The sequence below is a fragment of the Clostridium cavendishii DSM 21758 genome, from assembly GCF_900141845.1.
GTDB lineage: Bacteria > Bacillota > Clostridia > Clostridiales > Clostridiaceae > Clostridium_AG > Clostridium_AG cavendishii.
The window spans coordinates 124,218-145,538 of the sequence record NZ_FQZB01000013.1 but is presented as its reverse complement, the minus strand read 5'-3'; the positions used below and the strand labels follow the sequence as shown (position 1 = coordinate 145,538).

19 protein-coding genes are annotated in these 21,321 nt (G+C 28.8%); 15 read left to right on the top strand and 4 right to left on the bottom strand.

The annotated features are described in order from the left end of the window. Positions 1–23 precede the first annotated feature (23 nt). From BUB01_RS15560 to BUB01_RS15550, 3 genes are all read left to right on the top strand, one after another. The gene (locus BUB01_RS15560; protein WP_159433267.1) at positions 24–1,883 is read left to right on the top strand and encodes a S8 family peptidase; all 1,860 of its coding nucleotides are present in this window, start codon (positions 24–26) and stop codon (positions 1,881–1,883) included. A 61-nt stretch (positions 1,884–1,944) separates the two neighbouring features. Then, the gene (locus BUB01_RS15555) at positions 1,945–3,279 is read left to right on the top strand and encodes a peptidoglycan-binding domain-containing protein (RefSeq protein WP_072989960.1); all 1,335 of its coding nucleotides are present in this window, start codon (positions 1,945–1,947) and stop codon (positions 3,277–3,279) included. 388 nt (positions 3,280–3,667) lie between these two features. Continuing rightward, entirely contained in the window at positions 3,668–5,455 is a 1,788-nt protein-coding gene (locus BUB01_RS15550; RefSeq protein ID WP_072989956.1) for a heme NO-binding domain-containing protein, read from the top strand. A gap of 172 nt (positions 5,456–5,627) precedes the next feature. On the opposite strand, the gene BUB01_RS15545 is transcribed toward BUB01_RS15550, so the two are convergent. After that, positions 5,628–6,389 carry a DeoR/GlpR family DNA-binding transcription regulator gene (locus BUB01_RS15545; RefSeq protein ID WP_072989953.1) on the bottom strand — a complete coding sequence of 254 codons (762 nt, stop codon included), beginning with the start codon at positions 6,387–6,389 and terminating at the stop codon, positions 5,628–5,630. A 354-nt stretch (positions 6,390–6,743) separates the two neighbouring features. On the opposite strand from BUB01_RS15545, the gene BUB01_RS15540 reads away from it, so the two are divergent. After that, positions 6,744–7,562 (top strand): Cof-type HAD-IIB family hydrolase, encoded by an 819-nt coding sequence (locus BUB01_RS15540; RefSeq protein ID WP_072989950.1) that lies wholly within the window; start codon positions 6,744–6,746, stop codon positions 7,560–7,562. A gap of 57 nt (positions 7,563–7,619) precedes the next feature. Here BUB01_RS15540 and BUB01_RS15535 read toward each other — a convergent pair whose 3' ends face one another. Further along, positions 7,620–8,525, bottom strand: coding sequence for a radical SAM protein (locus tag BUB01_RS15535; RefSeq protein ID WP_072989946.1), 906 nt, complete (start codon positions 8,523–8,525; stop codon positions 7,620–7,622). Between the two features lie 28 nt (positions 8,526–8,553). Continuing rightward, a complete protein-coding gene (locus tag BUB01_RS15530; RefSeq protein WP_072989943.1) occupies positions 8,554–9,606 on the bottom strand; it encodes a YkvI family membrane protein in 1,053 nt (350 codons plus the stop codon). 237 nt (positions 9,607–9,843) lie between these two features. Between BUB01_RS15530 and BUB01_RS15525 the strand changes: the two genes are divergently transcribed. The 5 genes from BUB01_RS15525 to BUB01_RS15505 all read left to right on the top strand — a co-directional run bounded on the left by BUB01_RS15525 (position 9,844) and on the right by BUB01_RS15505 (position 14,999). Then, positions 9,844–10,908, top strand: a complete 1,065-nt coding sequence (locus BUB01_RS15525; RefSeq protein WP_072989940.1) for a hypothetical protein — start codon at positions 9,844–9,846, stop codon at positions 10,906–10,908. Between the two features lie 229 nt (positions 10,909–11,137). Further along, entirely contained in the window at positions 11,138–12,076 is a 939-nt protein-coding gene (mnmL, locus tag BUB01_RS15520; protein WP_072989937.1) for a tRNA modification radical SAM protein MnmL/YtqA, read from the top strand. 142 nt (positions 12,077–12,218) lie between these two features. After that, positions 12,219–13,328: an ABC transporter ATP-binding protein gene (locus BUB01_RS15515; protein WP_072989934.1), complete on the top strand. Its 1,110-nt coding sequence runs from the start codon at positions 12,219–12,221 to the stop codon at positions 13,326–13,328. Between the two features lie 14 nt (positions 13,329–13,342). Further along, a complete protein-coding gene (locus BUB01_RS15510; RefSeq protein ID WP_072989932.1) occupies positions 13,343–14,299 on the top strand; it encodes a PucR family transcriptional regulator in 957 nt (318 codons plus the stop codon). After that, a complete protein-coding gene (locus tag BUB01_RS15505) occupies positions 14,289–14,999 on the top strand; it encodes a 2-phosphosulfolactate phosphatase family protein (protein WP_072989929.1) in 711 nt (236 codons plus the stop codon). The genes BUB01_RS15510 and BUB01_RS15505 overlap by 11 nt, the downstream gene beginning before the upstream one ends. Positions 15,000–15,327: 328 nt before the next feature. Here the strand turns inward: BUB01_RS15505 and BUB01_RS15500 are convergent, their stop codons facing one another. Further along, positions 15,328–16,503, bottom strand: coding sequence for a class I SAM-dependent rRNA methyltransferase (locus tag BUB01_RS15500; protein WP_072989926.1), 1,176 nt, complete (start codon positions 16,501–16,503; stop codon positions 15,328–15,330). Between the two features lie 136 nt (positions 16,504–16,639). Here BUB01_RS15500 and BUB01_RS15495 point away from each other — a divergent pair, with 136 nt between their 5' ends. The 6 genes from BUB01_RS15495 (at position 16,640) to BUB01_RS15470 (ending at position 21,168) form a co-directional block, all read left to right on the top strand. Further along, positions 16,640–17,485, top strand: a complete 846-nt coding sequence (locus BUB01_RS15495) for a sensor histidine kinase (RefSeq protein ID WP_242958419.1) — start codon at positions 16,640–16,642, stop codon at positions 17,483–17,485. 113 nt (positions 17,486–17,598) lie between these two features. Continuing rightward, positions 17,599–18,081, top strand: coding sequence for an NfeD family protein (locus BUB01_RS15490; protein WP_072989923.1), 483 nt, complete (start codon positions 17,599–17,601; stop codon positions 18,079–18,081). Positions 18,082–18,107: 26 nt separating this feature from the next. Next, the gene (gene floA, locus BUB01_RS15485; RefSeq protein ID WP_072989921.1) at positions 18,108–19,106 is read left to right on the top strand and encodes a flotillin-like protein FloA; all 999 of its coding nucleotides are present in this window, start codon (positions 18,108–18,110) and stop codon (positions 19,104–19,106) included. A gap of 21 nt (positions 19,107–19,127) precedes the next feature. Continuing rightward, entirely contained in the window at positions 19,128–19,592 is a 465-nt protein-coding gene (locus BUB01_RS15480) for a hypothetical protein (protein WP_072989917.1), read from the top strand. 19 nt (positions 19,593–19,611) lie between these two features. Further along, complete coding sequence (locus BUB01_RS15475) at positions 19,612–20,355, top strand: LytR/AlgR family response regulator transcription factor (RefSeq protein ID WP_072989914.1); 744 nt, start codon at positions 19,612–19,614, stop codon at positions 20,353–20,355. Positions 20,356–20,367: 12 nt separating this feature from the next. Then, positions 20,368–21,168: a hypothetical protein gene (locus BUB01_RS15470; protein ID WP_072989901.1), complete on the top strand. Its 801-nt coding sequence runs from the start codon at positions 20,368–20,370 to the stop codon at positions 21,166–21,168. Positions 21,169–21,321 lie beyond the last annotated feature (153 nt).

Here is a 21,321-nt window from a genome sequence, read left to right as displayed (position 1 = left end):
GGATTATGCGGGGCAAAAATAATTTGAATCAATTAACAGAGGAAGAATTTAGGCTGGCTAGTGAGAATTATATAAATCCAGAATTTATAAATATAGTTGTTGAATATGAAGGAGAGATAATAAAAAAGATTAGAAATATTAGTGATATTACTGGATTTATATTCGATGAAAATTATGTTATTATATCGGTGCCAAAAGCAAAGTTTCCAGAAATAATAAATTCTTTAAGTCAAATTGTATATACAGATCCAGGTGGACTCTATACATTAGCTAATTTAGCACCTGTTGAAGCTGTACAAGCAAAAGATTTCCATAAAAACGAATATTTACCTCTTACAGGAAAGGGTGTTTTGATAGGGATATTAGATACAGGAATAGACTATTTGAATAAGGAATTTATAGATGATGATGGAAGTACTAGAATCAAATATATATGGGATCAAAATATACAAGGAAGTAAAAAACCTAAAGGTTTTGTATACGGAACTGAATATAGTAAAGAAGATATAAATAGGGCTATTTTAGAAAAAGATAATGGAGGAGATCCTTATAAAATAGTTCCATCAATAGATGAAATAGGTCATGGTACTAGTATGGCAAGTTTAGCTGGGGCTAATGGAAGAAATCCAAGTTTAGTAGGAGCAGCTCCAGATTCTGAGTTTGTAATAGTGAAGTTATGGCCAGCTAGTGAGTTTGTTTTAGATTATTTCGGGGCTTATAATAAAGGAAATGTAGCTTATGATACGATTGATGTATTACTTGCTATAAAATATCTATTTGAAAAGGGACAACAGCTTAAAAAGCCAATTGTTATATTAATTCCTATAGGCACTAATGTGGGTTCGCATACAGGTGCAACAATAATAGAAAAGTATATAGATAAGATAAGTAGAATAAGGGGTACAGTAGTTGTAACTACAGCAGGAAATCAAGCAGATTCTGATAATCATACAACAGGTATTATAGAAAATACAGGAGATTATGCAATATTAGAATTAAAAGCAGGTGTAGGGCAAAAGGTATTATACTTTGATATTTGGGCGAATAGGCCAGACAAAATAGCATTATCTATAATATCCCCATCAGGTGAAATAATAGATAAAATTCCTGCAAAATTAAATCAATCTACAGATATAAAATTTCTATATGAGGGAACAAAAATGTCTGTGAAATTTTTTTTGCCAGAAGAGGTTACTGGTGATGAGAAAATAACTATAAGAGCAACTGATGTGCGTGATGGAATATGGCAATTTAAGCTCATTGGTGAATTAATTGTTAATGGTAGGTATGATGCATGGTTAAATCAAGAAAAAATATTAGCATCTGATACTAAATTTTTGAATGCTAACTCTTATACTACAGTGGTTATTCCGGGAACATCTGACAAAGTTATTACAGTTGGTTATTATAACCAAAATAATAATTCTATTGTAGGTGAATCGGGAAGAGGTTATACAAGAGATGGAAGAGTAAAACCAGATATAGTAGCTGGAGGGATACAAGCATTGGTAGCTAAATCAGGGGGAGGGATAGGCGTTTTATCAGGAGCAAGTGTTGCAGGAGCTATAACTGCTGGTTGCTGTGCATTATTGTTTCAATGGGGAATAATCGATAGGAATGATCCTAATCTTTATGCTACAAAGATTAAAACATATTTAATAAGGGGAACAAAAAAGAGATCAGGGGATATTTATCCAAATCCACGATGGGGATATGGTGCTTTGGATATGGAGGTAGTTTTTGAAAATATAAGAAGTATATTAAATTTAACCTCACCATTACAAGAAGAACCAGCTGCAAGGAGTTTAGAATTAGGATGTATAGAATATTATAAAAATGGTTTGTTTATAAGAATACCAAATCAAAAATATATTGATTTTTAAGAACAGTATATTAGTTAAAATCATACTATTATATTGGAGTATTTTATTAAGGAGTTAAAACATGGCTTCAAAAGGATTTTTAAAGGTGCAATGTTTTAAGGGAAATGATTATTATCCTGTAAGTAAGACAAAAGTAACAGTAACGCCATCAGGGGATAGTACTAATGCTAAAACAATGGATATTTTTACAGATGCTTCAGGACTTACTGAGGTTATAGATTTGGAAGCGCCTCCAATAGCAAACTCTCAGAGTCCTGGTAATGTGCCATACAGTTTGGTAGATTTACAGATAGATAGACCTGGATATCTTCCTTTGTTAATAAAAGGAGTTCAAATATATCCAGATAGGACAGCTCTTCAACAATGTAATTTGAAATATCAAGGGGAGACTAGAGATACTGATTCGGGAATAATAGATATTGCGCCTAATGTACAGGTAGGAAATTATCCATCTAAGATTCCAGAAGATCCAGATAAGGCACTACCACCACCACCATTAGGGACTGTAGTGCTACCTAAACCTGTGGTTCCAGAACTTGTAGTAGTTCATGCAGCTGGACCAAATGCACCAGGTCCAAATTATACTGTACCATTTAAAGATTATATAAAGAATGTAGCTAGTTGTGAAATTTATTCTACCTGGTCAGAAAATACAATAAGAGCTAATGTAAATTGTATAATTTCATTCACTTTAAATAGAATATATACAGAATGGTATAGAGGTAAAGGGAAGAGTTTTGATATAACAAATTCAACAGCATATGATCATGCATTTAACTATGGAAGAAACATATACGATAATATAAGTGTGGTTGTAGATGATATATTTTCAACCTATGTGAGAAGAATTGGCAAGAAACAGCCGTTATTAACTCAATACTGCGATGGGAATAATGTAAAATGTCCTGGATGGCTTACTCAATGGGGAAGTAAATACTTAGGAGATGAAGGAAAGCAACCATTTGAAATATTAAAGAATTTTTATGGTTCTGATATAGAATATACTCAAGCGGAGAAGGTTGAAGGAATACCTAAATCTTATCCAGGATATACGTTAACAATTGGTTCTAAGGGTATACCAGTAAAGACTATACAAACTTATTTAAATGAAATTTCAAAAGCATACCCTTTGATACCTAAAAATATTGTAGATGGTAACTATACTGATAAGACTGCTGAATCAGTTAGAGTATTTCAAGGGGTATTTAATTTACCTAAGACAGGTCAGGTTGATTATGCAACTTGGTATAAAATATCTGATATATATGTAGGAGTTAGTAAGATAGCAGAACTAAGAGAGAGCATAGAAGGAAAAGAAAGAATATTTTATCCTCCTACTATAGGAGATAGGGCGATAAATATACCGTATGTTCCATATTATGATGATCAAATTTAACTTTATTATGACAAGAGCCCCTTTATGGGGCCTTTGTTTATAAGATATTAATATTTTATATATCTGAATAAATAATTTAAATTATGTCAGGAATAAATAGGAGTTTTAGCCAAAATTAAAATTATATAAAAATTGATTTTCTAAAAATTAAATTATGTATTTTCATCACAATATATAGTATACTAAAAAAGTAGATTATACTGTATGTTGAAAATTAAATATATAAGTATATATGTTATAATTTAGAATCCATATTTATATTAATATACTTATTAACCATAAAATAAAGATAAAATTACATTTATTTTGTAGAAAACATATTATAATATATATATATTGAACTTAAAGAAAAATTATATAAAGAAATCATAGATAAGGAGTGTTTAGAATGAAAGGAACTGTTGTTTCAACATGGATAAAAACTTGTAGGAAACTTTATGGTGATGATATTGTTAATAACTCTATGGAAATAGTTCGTTGGGATAAGAATAGAGTTTTTACACCTCTTGAAAATGTAGAGGATAAAGAAATAAAAGAGGTTTTAGAAAATATAGCAAAAGGTGCAAAAATAACACCTGATAACCTTTGGCTAATACTTGGAGAAAATAATATAGTTACATTTTTTAATGATTATCCAGCATTTTTTAAGAGAAGTAATTTATACAGTTTTTTAAAGGCAATGAATGATGTACATGCAGTTGTGATGAAAAAAATTAGTGGTGCAAAACCACCTAAATTTACTTTAGAATTAGTGTCTAAAAATGAATGTATATTTACATACAATTCAAGTAGAGGAATGTTTCAGTATTTTATAGGCTTACTAAGGGGAAGCGCTAAGCATTTTAAAGAGAATATAGATATACAGGAGATTAGCAGAACTTCAGATTCTTTGGCAGTTAAGCTTAAATTTGATTATGAGATAATAAATAAGAAAAAATTTGTACTAAATAATATATTATCTTTTGGAGTTATAAAAAATATAGGAATAAAAGCATTTATACCATCATTAGCTGTGGGGGCTATAATTTCTGTTTTTACAGGTAATTTTGTTACTTCAATGATTTCATCAGGAGTAACAGCGCTTACAAGCTGTATTATGATTAATCTACTTCTAAATCCTAAAAAGGAAATTATAGAAGAAATAAAGGTTATGCAGAATAGAAAACATAGTAATACTCAAATTTATACAAACGACTTTTTAGAGGATATTTTTAATGAAGTAATAGGACTTGAAGAAAGTTGGGCAAAAGATTTAACATCCTTTAGTAGTATTACTGATGAATTAAGAGTATTTTCAAATAATATGTTTAAATTAACAGAAGAGATGAAGGAAACAACAGAAGAAATAAGTGGTTTTTCAGAGGCTGTTTCTCAAATGGCAGTAAGACAAGAGGAGAACACCGAAACATTAATAGATCAGATTAATAGAAATATAGATGGTATAAATAATGTAGTTAATCTGGAAGATGAGAATAAGAAAGAATTAGAGGGAGCAATTGAGAAAATAAATACTAGTTATATAAAGGTTGATAATGCAAGTGAAAATATAAAAGAAACCTTAGCTTCATTTATGACAGTTAAGGAAGATGGTAGGAAGTTACAAGTTAAAGCTCAAGATATAACAAAGATTGTGTCTATAGTTTCAGGAATATCAGAGCAAACAAATCTTCTAGCTTTAAATGCATCAATAGAGGCAGCAAGAGCTGGAGAACAGGGAAGAGGTTTTGCAGTAGTAGCTGAATCTATAAGAAAATTAGCTGAACAATCAAAAGATGCTGTTAGTAATATAAATAGTAATTTAATAGAATTCGTTACTGAAATAAATGGTTTGGTATCAAATATAGATGAACAATATGGGATATTGGAAAATGAAACTAAAGGGTTAAAAGATGTAAGAGATACAAGTTATGATGCTACTAAATCAATAAAATCGGTAGCTAGTGATATAAATGAAGCTATTATGTACTTAAACAAAGAAGTACAAGCTATACAGGATTTATTTAAAAACATAGATTCATTAGCAGCAATAGCAGCAGAAAATTCTTCAGCAGCTCAAACTGTAAGTGCGTCTATTGATGATTATAGTAACGAGATAGTAAATATACTTGATAATATTCAAAAGGTTAGAATAGTTATAGCTAACTTTAAAGATGAAATAGAACAATATTCTATTTAAAGGCAAATTAAAATCTCCTAGAACTTAATTAAGTTCTAGGAGATTTTAATTTAGAAATTTTATAATTTTAGAGATTTTGCTAATTTTTAATGACTTTAAAACTGTCTATTGAAATAATAAAATTAATAAAACTCCATATTTGTATTTGGGTAGAAAAAATATTTTTAAAAGTCTAAAAGATTTCTATATTTAGTTTTTTTATTTTCATCTTAATTTCATTAGATAAATTAGAATCTGTTATTATGGTAGATATATCTTCTAAATTCGCATATTTATATGTTCCATCAACTGTGAATTTTTCTTTTTCAGTAAGTAAGAAAATTTCTTTGCTATTAGATATTATAGCTTCTTTAATTAAGCCATCTTCTAATGTGGCTGTACTTACTGTTTTTGTTATAATATTAATTCCTGAGCTACCAATAAAGCCTTTATTAAAATTATAGTGTTCAATATCTCTAATAACATCAGCACCAAGCACGGCACCTGATTTTTTATCATAAATACCGCCTATACATATAAGAGTAACAGTTTCGTTATTATCAAAAAAGGGAGTAATTATAGGCATATTTGTAACTAATGTTAAAGATTTTGAACCGTTAGCTATCAAGGTAGCTAGTAAAAAATTTATACTAGATGAATCTAAAAAAATTATATCACCTTCATCTATAGCTTCGAAGGCTTTTTGAGCTATAAGTTCTTTACTATCCAAATGAATACTCATTCTAGTTGACAGAGCACTACAAGATACTATTTTTCGATTTAATATTGCACCACCATAAGTTCTTTGGATGTTATGTGATTTTTCAAGCTTTTGCAAATCTTTTCGTATCATACCTTCGGAAACTTTAAATTTTTCACTTAAATCTTTTACCTTAATTCTACCATTTTCATTAAGCATATTGAGAATTTCATTTAATCTTTCCTCTGCAAACATATATAAACCTCTCTTATTATCGTTTATTACTACTTTAATAATGAATATTATAACATTAATAAAATAATTATCAAAATATATTGAAAAAAATATTGAAATGGAGTACAATGATAACAAATGATAAAAAACAATAATGAATGTGATCTTATAATTTAGCGTGATAGGGTAAAGCTTAGCGAAATGTTTTATAAGATTATATTAATAAAAAGGGGATATATCCCCTTTTTAAATATATAAAGAGTCTATAATTTGAAAACTATTTGTAGTACTACTTTAAAGCGTTGTAAGCAGAAGAAGAAGAAATTCTATAAGATTACCTCATTAAATAGAATTTTGACAAAGGAGGATTCTAACATGTATAAGTTATTAGCAATTGATATGGATGGTACCCTTTTAAATTCAAAGGGGAATATATCAGAGGGAAATAAAGAGGCAATAAAGAGAGCGATAGAAAATGGTGTGAAAGTAGTTATAACATCAGGTAGATCTATTGGAGGTCTTAATAGATTTTTAGAACATGTAGGATTAGTAGGGGAAAACGAGTATATTATAACTAATAACGGAGGCAGTATTTATAGAACTAATGATTTTAAATGTATTAGTTATAAAGGACTTAAGGGCTCTGATTTGATGAAAGCATATAAATTAAGTAAAGAATTAGGAGTAAAAATATCAGCTTATGTAGAAGAAGGCTGTATATTTCCAGAAGATAATGAATTTGTGAAGTTTGAAAGAGAACATATAGGGACACCAGTTAAGATAATAGACTTTGATAAGGATGTAAATGATAATGATGAGATAGCCAAAATTTTATTTTTGGGAAAAGATAATGATTTTGAAAATTATGAAGAAAAAATACCAAGGGAATTTTTTGATAACTATCATATGGTAAAAAGTTTATCCTTTGTGTTAGAGATGATGAATAAGGAATGCAACAAGGGATATGGAGTTAGAACCTTAGCTGAATATTTAAATATTAAAATAGACGAAATAATATGTATAGGGGATCAGGCTAATGATTTGGAAATGATAGAATATGCAGGCTTAGGTATAGCTATGGGAAATGCAATAGACGATATAAAAAATATAGCAAGTTATGTAACAGATACAAATGATAATGATGGGGTAGCAAAAGCTATATACAAATTTGTATTAGGAAGTGGATGTAAATAAATATTTATGAGCACTTAACAATAATTAATAAAATATTGTTAAGTGCTCATTTTAACTTTAAACACCTTGATTATTAAAATCAGGTACATAAGCTTTGGTATCTGTTCCCTCTTCTTGAATAAAACCATTTTTAACTCCTAAATTCAAAGCATAATCGATTAAACTATCATAATGCTTAGGATTTAAAGGCTTATTTATTTCTTTATATTCTGAAGCTTTATTTAAAGGAGTATATTGATTCATTATAGATATATATAACTTGTCTCCAAAATTATTGTATATTGAATCAATAACTTTTTTAGAATCAAAAAGCAGGCCAGGAAGCATAAGGTGACGAACTATAACACCTTTTTGAATAATTCCGTTTTCATTAAATTTAGCATTACCAACTTGAGTTATCATTTCATCTATTATTTTAAGTATATTTTCTTTATAAGAATATGCTTTTGAATATTTTATAGCATACTTATCATCAAAATATTTAAAGTCAGGCAAATAAATATCTATATAACCTTTTAATGCTTTTATAGTATCCAAGCTATCATAACCGTTTGTATTGTAAACAATAGGAAGCTTTAAGCCCTTAGTTTTTGAAATTTTTAAAGCTTCTATAATTTGTGGAACATAATGAGTCGGAGTAACTAGGTTTATATTGTTAGCTCCCTTTGCTTGAAGTTCTAAAAATATATCACTAAGTCTTTCTATTGAAATATGTTTACCACTACCTTCTTGAGAAATATTATAATTTTGGCAAAAAACACAACGCAAGTTACAATTTGAAAAGAAAACTGTTCCAGAGCCATGGTCTCCAGATATGCATGGTTCTTCCCAAAAATGAAGTTCTGCTCTAGCTACTTTTATATCTTTAGAAGACATACAAAAACCTAATTTATTTTCTAGTCTGTTTACTTTACAATTCCTTATGCAAAGTGAACAGTTCTTTAGCATATCAATCGAATTCATAATAACACCACCTAGTGCTATTATAACATCAATTTTTCATTTTTTTAAAATAAAAATATATGCATTGAATAACAAATAATAAGCTTAACACTCCAAATATAGGATATAGTGTGGATATTAAAGTTGAAAAGCCTACTTGGGATATAGGTAATGCTATACATAAAACTAAGAATATAGCATGCTTAAATTTAATATTGAAGGTTACATTAAGTGTTTTTGAAATAGAGTATACATCGGAAACTTCTGTAGAAAACATTTCAAGCCAAATTATAGCAAGTAGCATAGCTTGTATTCCTCTTCCAAACCTATCAGCTACATAAAGGAGAGGAATTTCATATTTATAAATATAAGGCTGATTTACAGTAAGCATTAAATTTATACAAATACAAAGAATAGTTAAAACTGTAGCTCCTAAAATTATTCCAATTATCATAGTTCTAGGTTTTTTAGTTTCATTACTTAATGGAACTAAGACTCCACAACAACAAAGAATGTTATAGCCAGCATAAAGAAGTGCTGATATATGCCAGTTATTACTTTTTGCACCGAATGATTTAAGTGAGTTTAAACTCATAGAATCTTTAGAGAATACAACATAAAGTATCGTTAACGTAGAGATTACTATAAGTAGTGATGGGACTATTATTGAGTTAATTTCTATAAGTCCATTTGTTTCTCTAAGTAATATCATTACTGCAAGAGTTAACATTATAAGGGTACCAATTATCTTGGGTAAACCAAAGAATTGATTAAGTAAAGCACCACTACCTGCTAATATTATTGAAGCACTGGAGATCAGATAGACAGTCGTAATAACTCCTATAGCTTTACCTAATAAATTAGGACTTACTATATTAAATACCTCGCCATAAGAATTAAGGTTGTATTTGATGCTTATTTTTGAGATTATAGTACACATAGCTATGTAAAAAATCCCTGTGAAAATTATTCCTATAAAACTCTTATAGCCATATTGAGTAAAAAATTGGCATATTTCTCTACCGGAGGCTAGTCCAGCACCTACTATGGTACCTATAAACACAGCTGCTATTTGAAATATACGTGTAATTTCTTTTTTCAAAATATTCACTCCTTATTAAATTAAAACTATACATAATTATGTATATAATGCTTGTCTTAGTATTATTCTAAATTTTGAAATTTCATTATCTGTGAAAATACCAAATAGTATTATATAATTTTTAAAAACTCAGATTTAATTTGCTATATCAAGAAAATTATGTAATGCAGCTTTTTAATAATAGTTTTTACTATTTAGGAAAAGCTAAATATATAAAGTTTTAGGGAGTGAAATGCTATGAAAAAGTTTATCGTTATAGGAATTCTTTTAATGACATTAAGTTTTACTGCTTGCGGTAAAGTGGATAATAAGGCACAGGCACAAGATATTAGTAATTTTATTTTTGATGAAACTAAATCAAAAGAGATAGCCAATCAATACATAGAGAGTCTTAGCAAAAAAGATTATAGTAAGGCTTCAAATGTTTGTGCAGAAGATTTACAAAAGCAAACGTTGAAAATTAAGGATAAAGGTATAGATATAAAGAGTTTTAAGCTTGAAGATATTGTTCAAAAGGGAACTTCATGTATTTACAAATATATGGTTAATAGTGGAAATGAAGAAAAAAGAATAAATGATTTAGAGAATTATTATGTTACAGTAGAAAAGTTATATGGAAAATATAAAGTAGTAAGTCTTAAAGCTAGTACAGAAATAGAGGTCTTTATGGAAGATGATGGTTTGGTATTAAGAAATAAGGATGAAGTAGATGTTAAACCTGTTATAGAATTAGGTAAGTTACCTACACAGGCTTATAGTAAGGCTACAGCTTCCAATCTAGAAAAGATGGATATACCTAAAAAGAATTTTGGAGTAATGAATTTTTCATTTAAAGGTAATAAGTTAGCTATAAGTTCTATGGGAGATGATAAAACTTATATCGCTATTTTGGATATAAGTGGAAGTGAAGGTAGTGAAGCAAAGCAAGATAAAGATAAAGCTAAAGGTGAAGATGAAGGGAAAGAAGGCGGAAAGAAAGAAAAATCTGTTGCTAAAAAGATTAGTACAGTGGATATTTACGATAATATAAAACTCAAAGATATAAAATTTACAGGAGAGAAAGATAATTTGATTGTAAGTTATGAGGAGCAAGGGAAAGATAGATTTAAAATCTATGATAGTAAGGGAAATATTATAGAAACACGTATAGATACATTATTCCCTAAGCAAGAGTATGACATTATTTATGAAGAATTCAAAGAGGATGCTGTCATATTTAAAGTAATAAATAAGAGTGAAGGAAAAAATAATGTTGAGAGATATAAATTATCAATAAAAGATTTTAAACCTATAAAATTATAGTATAATAATTTAAGACATACTTAAAAATATTTAGCCAATATGAATTCATATTTTGGCTATTATTTTTTTATTAAGTCTAAAATAGTTAATATATATTGTAATATGCTTTCTATAATTTAATTTTAAAATTATTTTCAAGGTATCTTTTTATGGATATTTAATTAAATGTAGAATTTTAATTCCAATATATATAATGTTTTAAATTAGTTTGGAAAAGAGGTTTATATATATGGATGAAATCACAAAATGGGGAGATAAAAGATATAATAGTTTAAATTATTTCTTAAGACAAAAGTTTGGAGAAAAGGTATTTAAAATAAGTTTAGATGGAGGATTTACTTGTCCTAATAGAGATGGAAAAGTAGCTAAGGGAGGCTGTGTATTTTGTAGTGCCAGGGGATCAGGAGATTATGCAGGAGAAAGACTCGTATCTATAAGTGAGCAATTTGATAATATAAAAATTATGATGAATAAAAAGTGGAAGGGTGAAAAATATATAGCATATTTTCAAGCTTATACTAATACCTATGCGCCTGTAGAAGAGCTTAGGGCAAAGTATGAGGAGGCTATAAATAAAGATGGCATAGTAGCCTTAGCAATAGCTACAAGACCAGATTGTTTAGGCGATGATGTATTAGAACTTTTAGAAGAGATGAATAAAAAAGTTTATACATGGGTAGATTTAGGCTTACAGACTATACATGATGAGACAGCTAGATTAATAAATAGAGGACATGATTTAAAAGTTTTTGATGAAGCTATGAAAAAACTTAAAGCAAGGGGAATAGATGTTGTAGTTCATACTATTTTTGGACTTCCAGGAGAAAGTAAAGAACAAATGCTTCAAACTATAAAGCATGTAGCTAATAGTGGTGCTAAGGGAATAAAGTTTCATTTGTTGCATCTTATGAAAAATACTGCATTAGTTAAATTATATGAAGAAGGTAAATTAGCATTTTTATCACAAGAAGATTATGTGAATTTGATATGTAAGTCTATATGTATGTTGCCTAAAGAAATGGTAGTACATAGAATGACAGGAGATGCACCTAGGGTTAGCTTAATAGGTCCTATGTGGAGCCTTAAAAAATGGGAAGTATTAAATGATATAGATAAAACTATGGAAGATAATGGATATTATCAAGGATTATATTATAAGAAAGATTAGAATAATCAGGACTTTGTATAATTCTACAAATAAGTAGAATTATATTTGGAGAATATTTGTATGGAAATAACCCTCTTAAAACGGTTACAATATTAATATAGAATGATTGGAAGATTTACAAAGTTTAAAAGGGGGATTTAAAATGGCAAATTTATCATTAAAAAACATATACAAAATATATCCTGGAGATGTTACAGCAGTAAAAGATTTTAATCTAGATATAGAGGATAAAGAATTTATAGTGTTTGTAGGACCATCAGGATGTGGTAAATCAACTACACTTAGAATGATAGCAGGTCTTGAGGAAATATCAAAAGGAGAGCTTTATATAGGTGATACATTAGTTAATGATGTTGCACCTAAAGATAGAGATATAGCAATGGTTTTCCAAAGTTATGCTCTATATCCTCATATGTCAGTTTATGATAATATGGCATTTGGATTAAAGCTTAGAAAAATAGACAAGGCAGAAATAGACAAAAAAGTTAAAGAAGCAGCTAAAATTCTTGATATAGAACATTTATTAGATAGAAAACCAAAGGCATTATCAGGAGGTCAGAGACAAAGAGTTGCATTAGGAAGAGCTATAGTTAGAGAACCTAAGGTATTCTTAATGGACGAACCTTTATCAAATCTTGATGCGAAGTTAAGAGTTCAAATGAGAACTGAAATAGCAAAACTTCATAAAAGATTACAAACTACATTTATATATGTAACACATGACCAAACAGAAGCTATGACTATGGGAACTAGAATAGTTGTAATGAAAGATGGTATAGTTCAACAAGTGGCAAGTCCTCAAGAAGTATATGATCATCCATCAAATATGTTCGTTGCAAGCTTTATAGGAAGTCCTCAAATGAATTTTATAAACACAAAACTAGAAGAAGCAGAGGGAAAAGCATTTGTTAAATTTGGTGAAGATAAAATAGAATTACCAGAGGATAAAGCTGCTTTATTAAGATCTAAAGGATATATGAATAAAGAAATAGTTGTTGGTATTAGACCAGAAGATTTAGATCATGATGAAGAATTCCTACAAAAGTATGCAAAGTCTTCATTTACTGCAAAAGTAGAAGTTACAGAACTTATGGGGGCTGAAAGTTATATATATGTAAGTAAAGTTGGTACTAGCTTAACTATAAGAGTTAATGGAAGTACTGATATTAAATCAGGTGATAATGCAAAATTCGCATTAGATCCTAGCAAACTACATGTATTTGATAAAGAAACAGAAGTTACTATAATATAGGAGGACTTTAAAAGATGTGCAGTTTTAAGGATTATTTACAAAAGTTAAGTATAGAATCAGGCGTGGACTTTAAACTTATGAATGAAGATAATAGTGTTTTTTTTAATACTTTAGATGATTCAATACAAGAAGATTTAAAAGAAGTTTGCGTTACACTAGGAAATAAAAAAGGTAATCTTAAAATTAAAAAAGAATTTGAGTTATGCGCATCTTTATTAAAATATTCTATAGAAAGTAAATATAATGAATCTTTTTTGAAAAGAGAACAATTTATAATAGATATATTAGATGGTAATGGTACTAATGCTCAGGTAGCTTTGGGTGCCATACCATTTTTAAATAAAGAATGCTCATTGTTTTTAATTTCTTTAGATAAAAGTAGAAATGAGGCATTAGGTCTTATAAAGCAATATTATGATGATGATAAGATTTTAAGCTTTATTTATAAAGATTATATATTGGTTATAGGAAATGTAGAAGATCCAGCAGAGCATGCACTTAGTATAAAGGAAGTTTTAGAATCAAATCTTTATTGTAAATGTGTGCTAAGTTATAATACTTTTTTTGCTGATGAAGCCGAAATTAAAAGAAATTTTAATGATATAGCAACCTGTATACAGGTTAGTAAAAAGTATGGATTGAAAGAATCAGTTTATAAGTCTGAAAGTTTGCTGTTTGAGAAAATAGTGTATAATATAAATGAGAATGTAAAGGCAGAACTTTATTTGAAGTTCAAAAAAAAGTTTCAGAAATTTGATTCTGAAGCAGTTTTAACAGTAGAAGAGTTTGTAGCATGTGGACTAAATATAAGTGAAGCTGCAAAAAAACTTTATATTCACAGAAATACCTTAATATATAGGCTAGATAAGATAGAAAAAGATACTGGCTATGATATTAGGAACTTCAAACAAGCAACCATATTTATCATGGCCTTCTTAGTATGGAAGGAGAAAAGGGTAGATGAAAATTGATGTTATTATCTCGGCTGATGACATTAAAGAAAATAAAATTAAGGATAAGATAGTTGTAGTTATAGACATGTTAAGAGCTACATCTGTTATAACTACTGCACTTAATAATGGTGCGAGTAGAGTTATTCCATTTTTGACAGTAGAAGAAGCTTTTTCAAAAGCAAAAGAGTTAAAGGATAATTATTTGCTTGGAGGAGAAAGAAAAGCTGTTTTAATAGATGGATTTAATCTTTCTAATTCACCACTTGAATATAGTAAAGATGTGGTAAATGGGAAAGATATAATTCTTTCAACTACAAATGGTACAAGGGCTATAAATAATTGCTTAAAAGCAAAAAGAATATTTATAGGAGCTATGATTAATGCTAAGGCTTTAACAGATAAGTTAGCAGAAATAAATGAAGATGTAGTGTTTGTAAATGCAGGAACTGTAGGACAATTTTCTATGGATGATTTTATTTGTGCAGGTTTTATGATTAGTAAATTAAATGAATTAAATAATCATGAACTTTCTGATATAGCTACAACAGCTAGATATATTTATGAAAACAACCCAAATGTAATAGAATATATAAAACTAGCAAGACATTATAGTGTACTAAAGAATTTAGGTTTAGAAGCTGATTTAGAGTATTGCTGTAAAAAGGATATAATAGATTTAGTACCTGAATTTGTAAATGGAGAAATAAAATTAATTTAGCAAGCAACAAAAATTCATATAAAACTAACTTAGTCCTTTCAAAAAATTCAGACCCAGGATGTATATTTACAGTTTAACTGTAAGGTATACATTCTGGGTTTGAGTTATATTAGTGAAACTCCTATTTGTTATTCTCATAGGAGTAAGTTCGCATTAACCAAATCTAAGATTTGGATGGTTTTTTAAGGAAACTCCTTCTCACATTCGTTCGAATGAGTAAGTTCCTATTACCAAATCTAAGATTTGGATAGTCACTTAAGGAAACTCCTACTCACTATCGTTCGTAGGAGTAAGTTCGAATAACCAAATTGAAAATTTGGATTCTCACTTAAACCACTTGGAATACGAAGAATTTTAAGTAGTATGATTCATCAGAGCTCCAAAGTATTGGGTGATCAGCTGATTGAGTTCTGAATTCCACTTGCCTTAGAGTTCTTCTAGCATCGCTAGCAGATTCAGCTATAGTTTTTTTCATTAATTCTTCACTAAAGTAGTGAGAACAAGAACAAGTTACAAAGTAACCTCCTGATTTAACCATTTTAAGTCCTCTAAGATTAATTTCTTTATAACCTCTTAAAGCTCCTTTTATTGTATTTTTGGATTTGGTGAAAGCTGGTGGGTCTAATATAACAACATCGAATTGTTTTCCTTCCTTTGACCAATCAGAAAGTACATTAAAGGCATTATGGCATTCGAATTTAACAACATCAGAAAGGCCATTAAGCTCAGAATTTCTAGTAGCACAATCTACAGCATGTTGAGACACATCGATGCCTAGAACTGACTTAGCACCAGCTATACCAGCGTTTAGTGCAAAAGAGCCAGTGTGTGTAAAGCAATCTAAGACGTCAGCATCTTTACATATTCTATGTATAGCAGCTCTGTTTTCTTTTTGATCTAGAAAAAACCCTGTTTTTTGACCATTTTCTAAATCAACTAAATATTTAACACCATTTTCAATTATTTGAACATTTGTATCAAATGCTTCTGTTAAAAAACCTTTTCTTTGTTCTAACCCTTCTATTTCTCTTGTAGCTAAGTCACTTCTCTCATAAACTCCCTTAGCACCATATTCTTCTACTAGGATTTTAACTATTAAATCTCTGTATTTATCCATACCTAATGTAGAGATTTGAATTACAAAATAATCTTCAAATTTATCTATTGTAAGACCAGGTAAAAAATCTGCTTCACCAAAAACAAATCTGCAAGAAGAAGTATCTATAACTTTTTTTCTATAATCATAAGCAGCTTTGAATCTTTTTTTGAAGAAGTTTTCATCTATTTCCTCATTGATATCTCTAGTCATTATTCTTATAGTTATTTTACTTCTATCATTTATGTAACCTTTACCTATGAATTGATTCATAAAGTTATAAACTTCTACTATATCACCATTTTCATAGTCTCCATCATACTCATTAATTTCATCAATATATATCCAAGGACGTCCATTTTCAGCTTTTCTTCCTAAACCTTTATATAAATAAAATTTACTTGTCATAGTGTATCTCTCCTCTTTATTAAAACTCTTAATAGATTATAACATAATAAATGTTTTTTTATAGGGAGATATAAAAATATATTAAAGACAATAATAAGGAATATATGGTAAAATGTAAAAAGTAGGGGGTGCTTAGGTGAAGTCTATAAAAAAGGGCTATGACATATCTAAAATTATTTTTTTATCAATAATACTTAATTTAATACAAGTAATTTTTATAATACTTTTTATTTACTATAAAAACAGTAATCCATACAAAATACAGGACAATTTTATAATCTATGTTATAGCAATAAGTATAGGAATTAATAGTATTATTACAGGAATAATTTTTTATAATCTTTTGTTTAAAAAAGGAAGTAACAACTTAATAGATACAATAAAGGGTTTGGAAAGGTTTAATAAGACATTAAGAGCTCAAAGGCATGACTATTTAAATCATATTCAAGTAATATATTCGCTTATGGAATTAGAGGAATATGAAGAAGCTAGGAACTACATAGAACCGGTATACAAAGATATAGTAAGAGTAAGTAAGGCCTTAAAAACATCAAAGCCAGCAGTTAATGCGCTGCTTCAGGCAAAGCTACAAGTAGCAGAACAAAATGAGATAGAAATGGAGCTCGAAATCAAAAGTGATTTGAAAAATCTTCCTATGGAAGCTTGGGAATTTTGTAGGGTTATAGGAAATATAATAGACAATGGTATATTTGCTTTAAAACTAAAAAAGGAAAGTAGATATATGTTCATTGAATTTGCAGAGAATTTAGACGATATAATAATAAATATATCTAATAATGGACCTTGCATACCAAAAGAAATCTTAGGGAATATTTTTAAAGAAGGCTTCACAACTAAAGCTGAAAAAGGTGAAGGAATGGGGCTCGCTATAGTCCAAGAGCTTATAGAAGGTTTTGGTGGAAATATAGATGTTACGTCTAATTCTGAAAGAACATCTTTTAAAATAGTGTTACCAAAATAAGCATAAATGACATTTTAAATTAAAAAGTGTATGTTTTAAAGATTATGTATTAATAAATTTTAATTAAAGCATTATTATTTATTTATAAGGTAAATAATAAGGAGGTAATCGAAATGGTCCCAGATATAACTGTATTAACTATAACATTGTTAATAATTGGATTCATATTGGTGTTTGTAGAGATGCATGTCCCCGGTTTTGGTGTACCAGGGATTGCTGGAGCCATATGTCTTATTTTAGCCGTAGTATTTACAGCTCAGAGCTTTGCACAGGCATTAATGATGGCATTAGGAATACTAGCAGTTTTAGGAACCATGCTTGGTATAGTACTAACATGTTTTACAAAGGGAAAGCTCTTTAAACCATTAATATTAGCTGAAGAACAAAGAAAAGAACATGGATATATTAGCTCATCAGATTTAGATTACTTGTTAGACAAAAAAGGAATAGCTATTACAGATTTAAGACCTGCTGGTTCAGTAGAGATAGAAGGGGTTAAATTTGATGTAGTATCTGATGGTGAATATATATCAAGGGATTCTAAAATCCAAATAGTTAAAGTTAATGGTGTTAAATTAGTAGTCAAAAAAATATAAAATAAAATGATAAGGAGAGATTGAACATGGGAGATGTATTAATAATAAAAATATTTATAATAGTTGCAGTTGTAGTGGTTTTACTTGCTTTATTCTTTACTTTCGTTCCATTAGGGTTATGGGTATCTTCATTAGCTGCAAATGTTAAGGTGAGTGTGTTTAATTTAGTTGGTATGAGGCTTAGAAGGGTTGTTCCATCTAAGATAGTTTTACCTCTTATTAAGTCAACTAAAGCTGGTATGGGACTTACGGTTAACCAACTAGAAGCCCATTATCTAGCAGGTGGTAATGTGGATAATGTAGTTAATGCATTAATTGCAGCACATAGAGCTGATATAGATTTACAATTTGAAAAGGCAGCTGCAATAGATTTAGCAGGTAGAGATGTTTTAGAAGCAGTTAAAATGAGTGTTAATCCTAGAGTTATAGAAACTCCAAATGTTTCAGCTGTTGCAAAAGATGGTATAGAACTTTTAGTTAAAGCTAGAGTTACAGTAAGAGCTAATCTTGAAAGATTAGTTGGTGGAGCTGGTGAAGCTACTATATTAGCAAGAGTTGGTGAAGGTATAGTAACTACAGTTGGTTCTTCACATAGTCATAAAATAGTTCTTGAAAATCCAGACGCTATTTCAAAGACTGTTTTAAATAAAGGGTTAGATGCTGGAACAGCTTTCGAAATTCTTTCAATAGATATAGCTGACGTAGATGTAGGAAGAAATATAGGAGCTCAACTTCAAACACTGCAAGCAGAAGCAGATAAGAATATTGCTCAAGCTAAGGCTGAAGAAAGAAGAGCTATGGCTGTTGCTAAAGAACAAGAAATGAGAGCTGCAGTTGTAGAAGCAGAAGCAGAAGTTCCAAGAGCTATGGCTTACGCATTAAAAGAAGGTAAGCTTGGTATAATGGATTATTATGATATGCAAAATGTTATTGCAGATACAAGTATGAGGGCTTCTATTTCAGGTGTTAGTGCTACTAATAAGACTGTTATGGCACAGGACACAGATAAGAAGGATAAAAAATAATCCCTTAGGAGAGTGAGACTGATGAAATATAATGATGTCTTTAATACGTTAAAAGCTGCTACAAAGCTTGTAGAAGACCGTTATAGTATAGCAGATAGTTTTAAAGAAAAAGGTGGAGTTAGCAATTTGTTTAAAGACTTGTACAATGCAACTCATGAAGATAATAATAAGAGGACACCTTATGAACAGGATTTAGGTAATTTTGACGACTATGGTGTAGAAGATATTTATGAGAATCATGAGGTAGCTTACAATGAAAAGTCAGAAGTTTACAAAGAAAATAATGATAATTATGAAAATCAATTAAATGATGTTAGAAAAATTGATGAAGAAATATTAGAAGAAAAGAAACCAACTTATACTAATAATGCATTATTAGATGCTATTACTCATGAAATAACACCTTTTGGTCTTCAGCAAGCAATAGTGCTTTCCGAAATAATTAGTAAGCCTAAGTGTAAGACTAGAAGGCGTAGAAGATTTTAAAATTTTAGGAGAAGATTATATGGATATAAAAGTACTTATAGTAGATGATGAACCAGGAATGAGAACTGTAATTAAGAAAATATTACAAAAAACTAGTGGCTTTGAAGTTATAGGGGATACTGATAATGGTGATGAGGCTATAAGTATATTTAAGGAGCACCATCCTGAAGTGGTGTTCCTTGATGTTGAAATGCCAATACGTAGTGGTATAGAATGTGCAAAAGTATTTACGGATATAGATCCTAAAACAATAATTATATTCGCCACTGCTCATGAACAATATATGTCAGAGGCGTTTCAAGTATATGCATTTGATTATTTAGTCAAACCATTTAAAATAGATAGGGTTATGCAAACACTAGACAGAATTAAAAAGCTTAATAAACCTAATTATGCAGAGGGAATAGATAAAATAATAAAGCATGAAAAAGGCTTAGATAAGCTTATGATAAAGAATAAGGATGGGATAAGCTTTGTAGATACTAAGGAAATAGTTTTAGTTCAGAGAGAAGAGAGTTCTACTGTTATATATACTAAGACAGATAGCTTTACAACTTCTATATCATTAACTGAAATAGAAGAAAAGTTAGATCCTAACCAATTTTTTAGAAGTCATAAGTCATATATAATAAATCTTTCTTTGATAACTAAAATTTATCCTTATGGAAGATGGACATATATAGTTAAGCTTAAAAATACCGAAAAAGATGCTCTTTTAACTCATGAAAAGTATGAAGAGATAAAAAGGTTATTCAGTTTATAAGGAGTTTATAATATGTTTAAGCTTAAAGAAATAAAACCAAGAATGATTAGAATAATATTTTTATTTTTTTTTATTATAGGTTATTTAGGATTAAGATCTGATTTGACTTTAGGGTACTCATTTTTAGTATTAAGTACAGTATTTTTAGTTATTTATGAAACTTATAGAAAATTAGTAATAAATAAAGACAAAAGCTTTAAAGATGTTTTAATGGTTTGTTTAAACATAATATTATTAACTGGATTTTTACTTTCTGCTTATAGTTTAATATTTACACCATCAATAAAATTAGTTGTCGCGCCATACTTATTAGCTATGGCTATTATATATTTTTTAGTTTATGATGCTATAGACGATTTTAAATGGAAGATTAACAATGAAAAAGGTGATGGTAAAAAATTAAGAAAACAATTCACCAGTGCGTTTTTTTGGGTGGGATTAATTCTACTTTCTTTTAAAAGTTATGTTTTTGATGAAATTAGTTTTATAGAACTTAGAAATTATAAAGTTGATGATTTTAGTTTAAATAAAGAATTAACAACTAATTTAGAAAAAGAGTTTAATAATATTAATAAGTTAGAAAATAGACGTAATTTTGATAGATATAGTTATGAAAAAATAGTTGATTTTAGAGAAAAAGTTAAAGTTAGGCTTAATGATAAACATGATGAATTAAGAGGAGGAGTATATCTTTCAGTAACTGATTCAGGGCTTAGTTATCTAGAGATTGATAATAAAACTATATATGATGTACCTATATCAGAAAATCTACAGAAACAGATATATAATTATGAAAAAGCTAGAACAAAGTAAAATGAAAACTTACTTTGTTCTAGCTTTTTATAAATTATAGGGTTTTAGCTCCTAAATTACCAATAAAATCATAGAATTTATTTATAAAAAAATATTTAAAAATGATAATTTGTTTACGATATTAATAATAACTTTTATCAAAATTTTATAGGA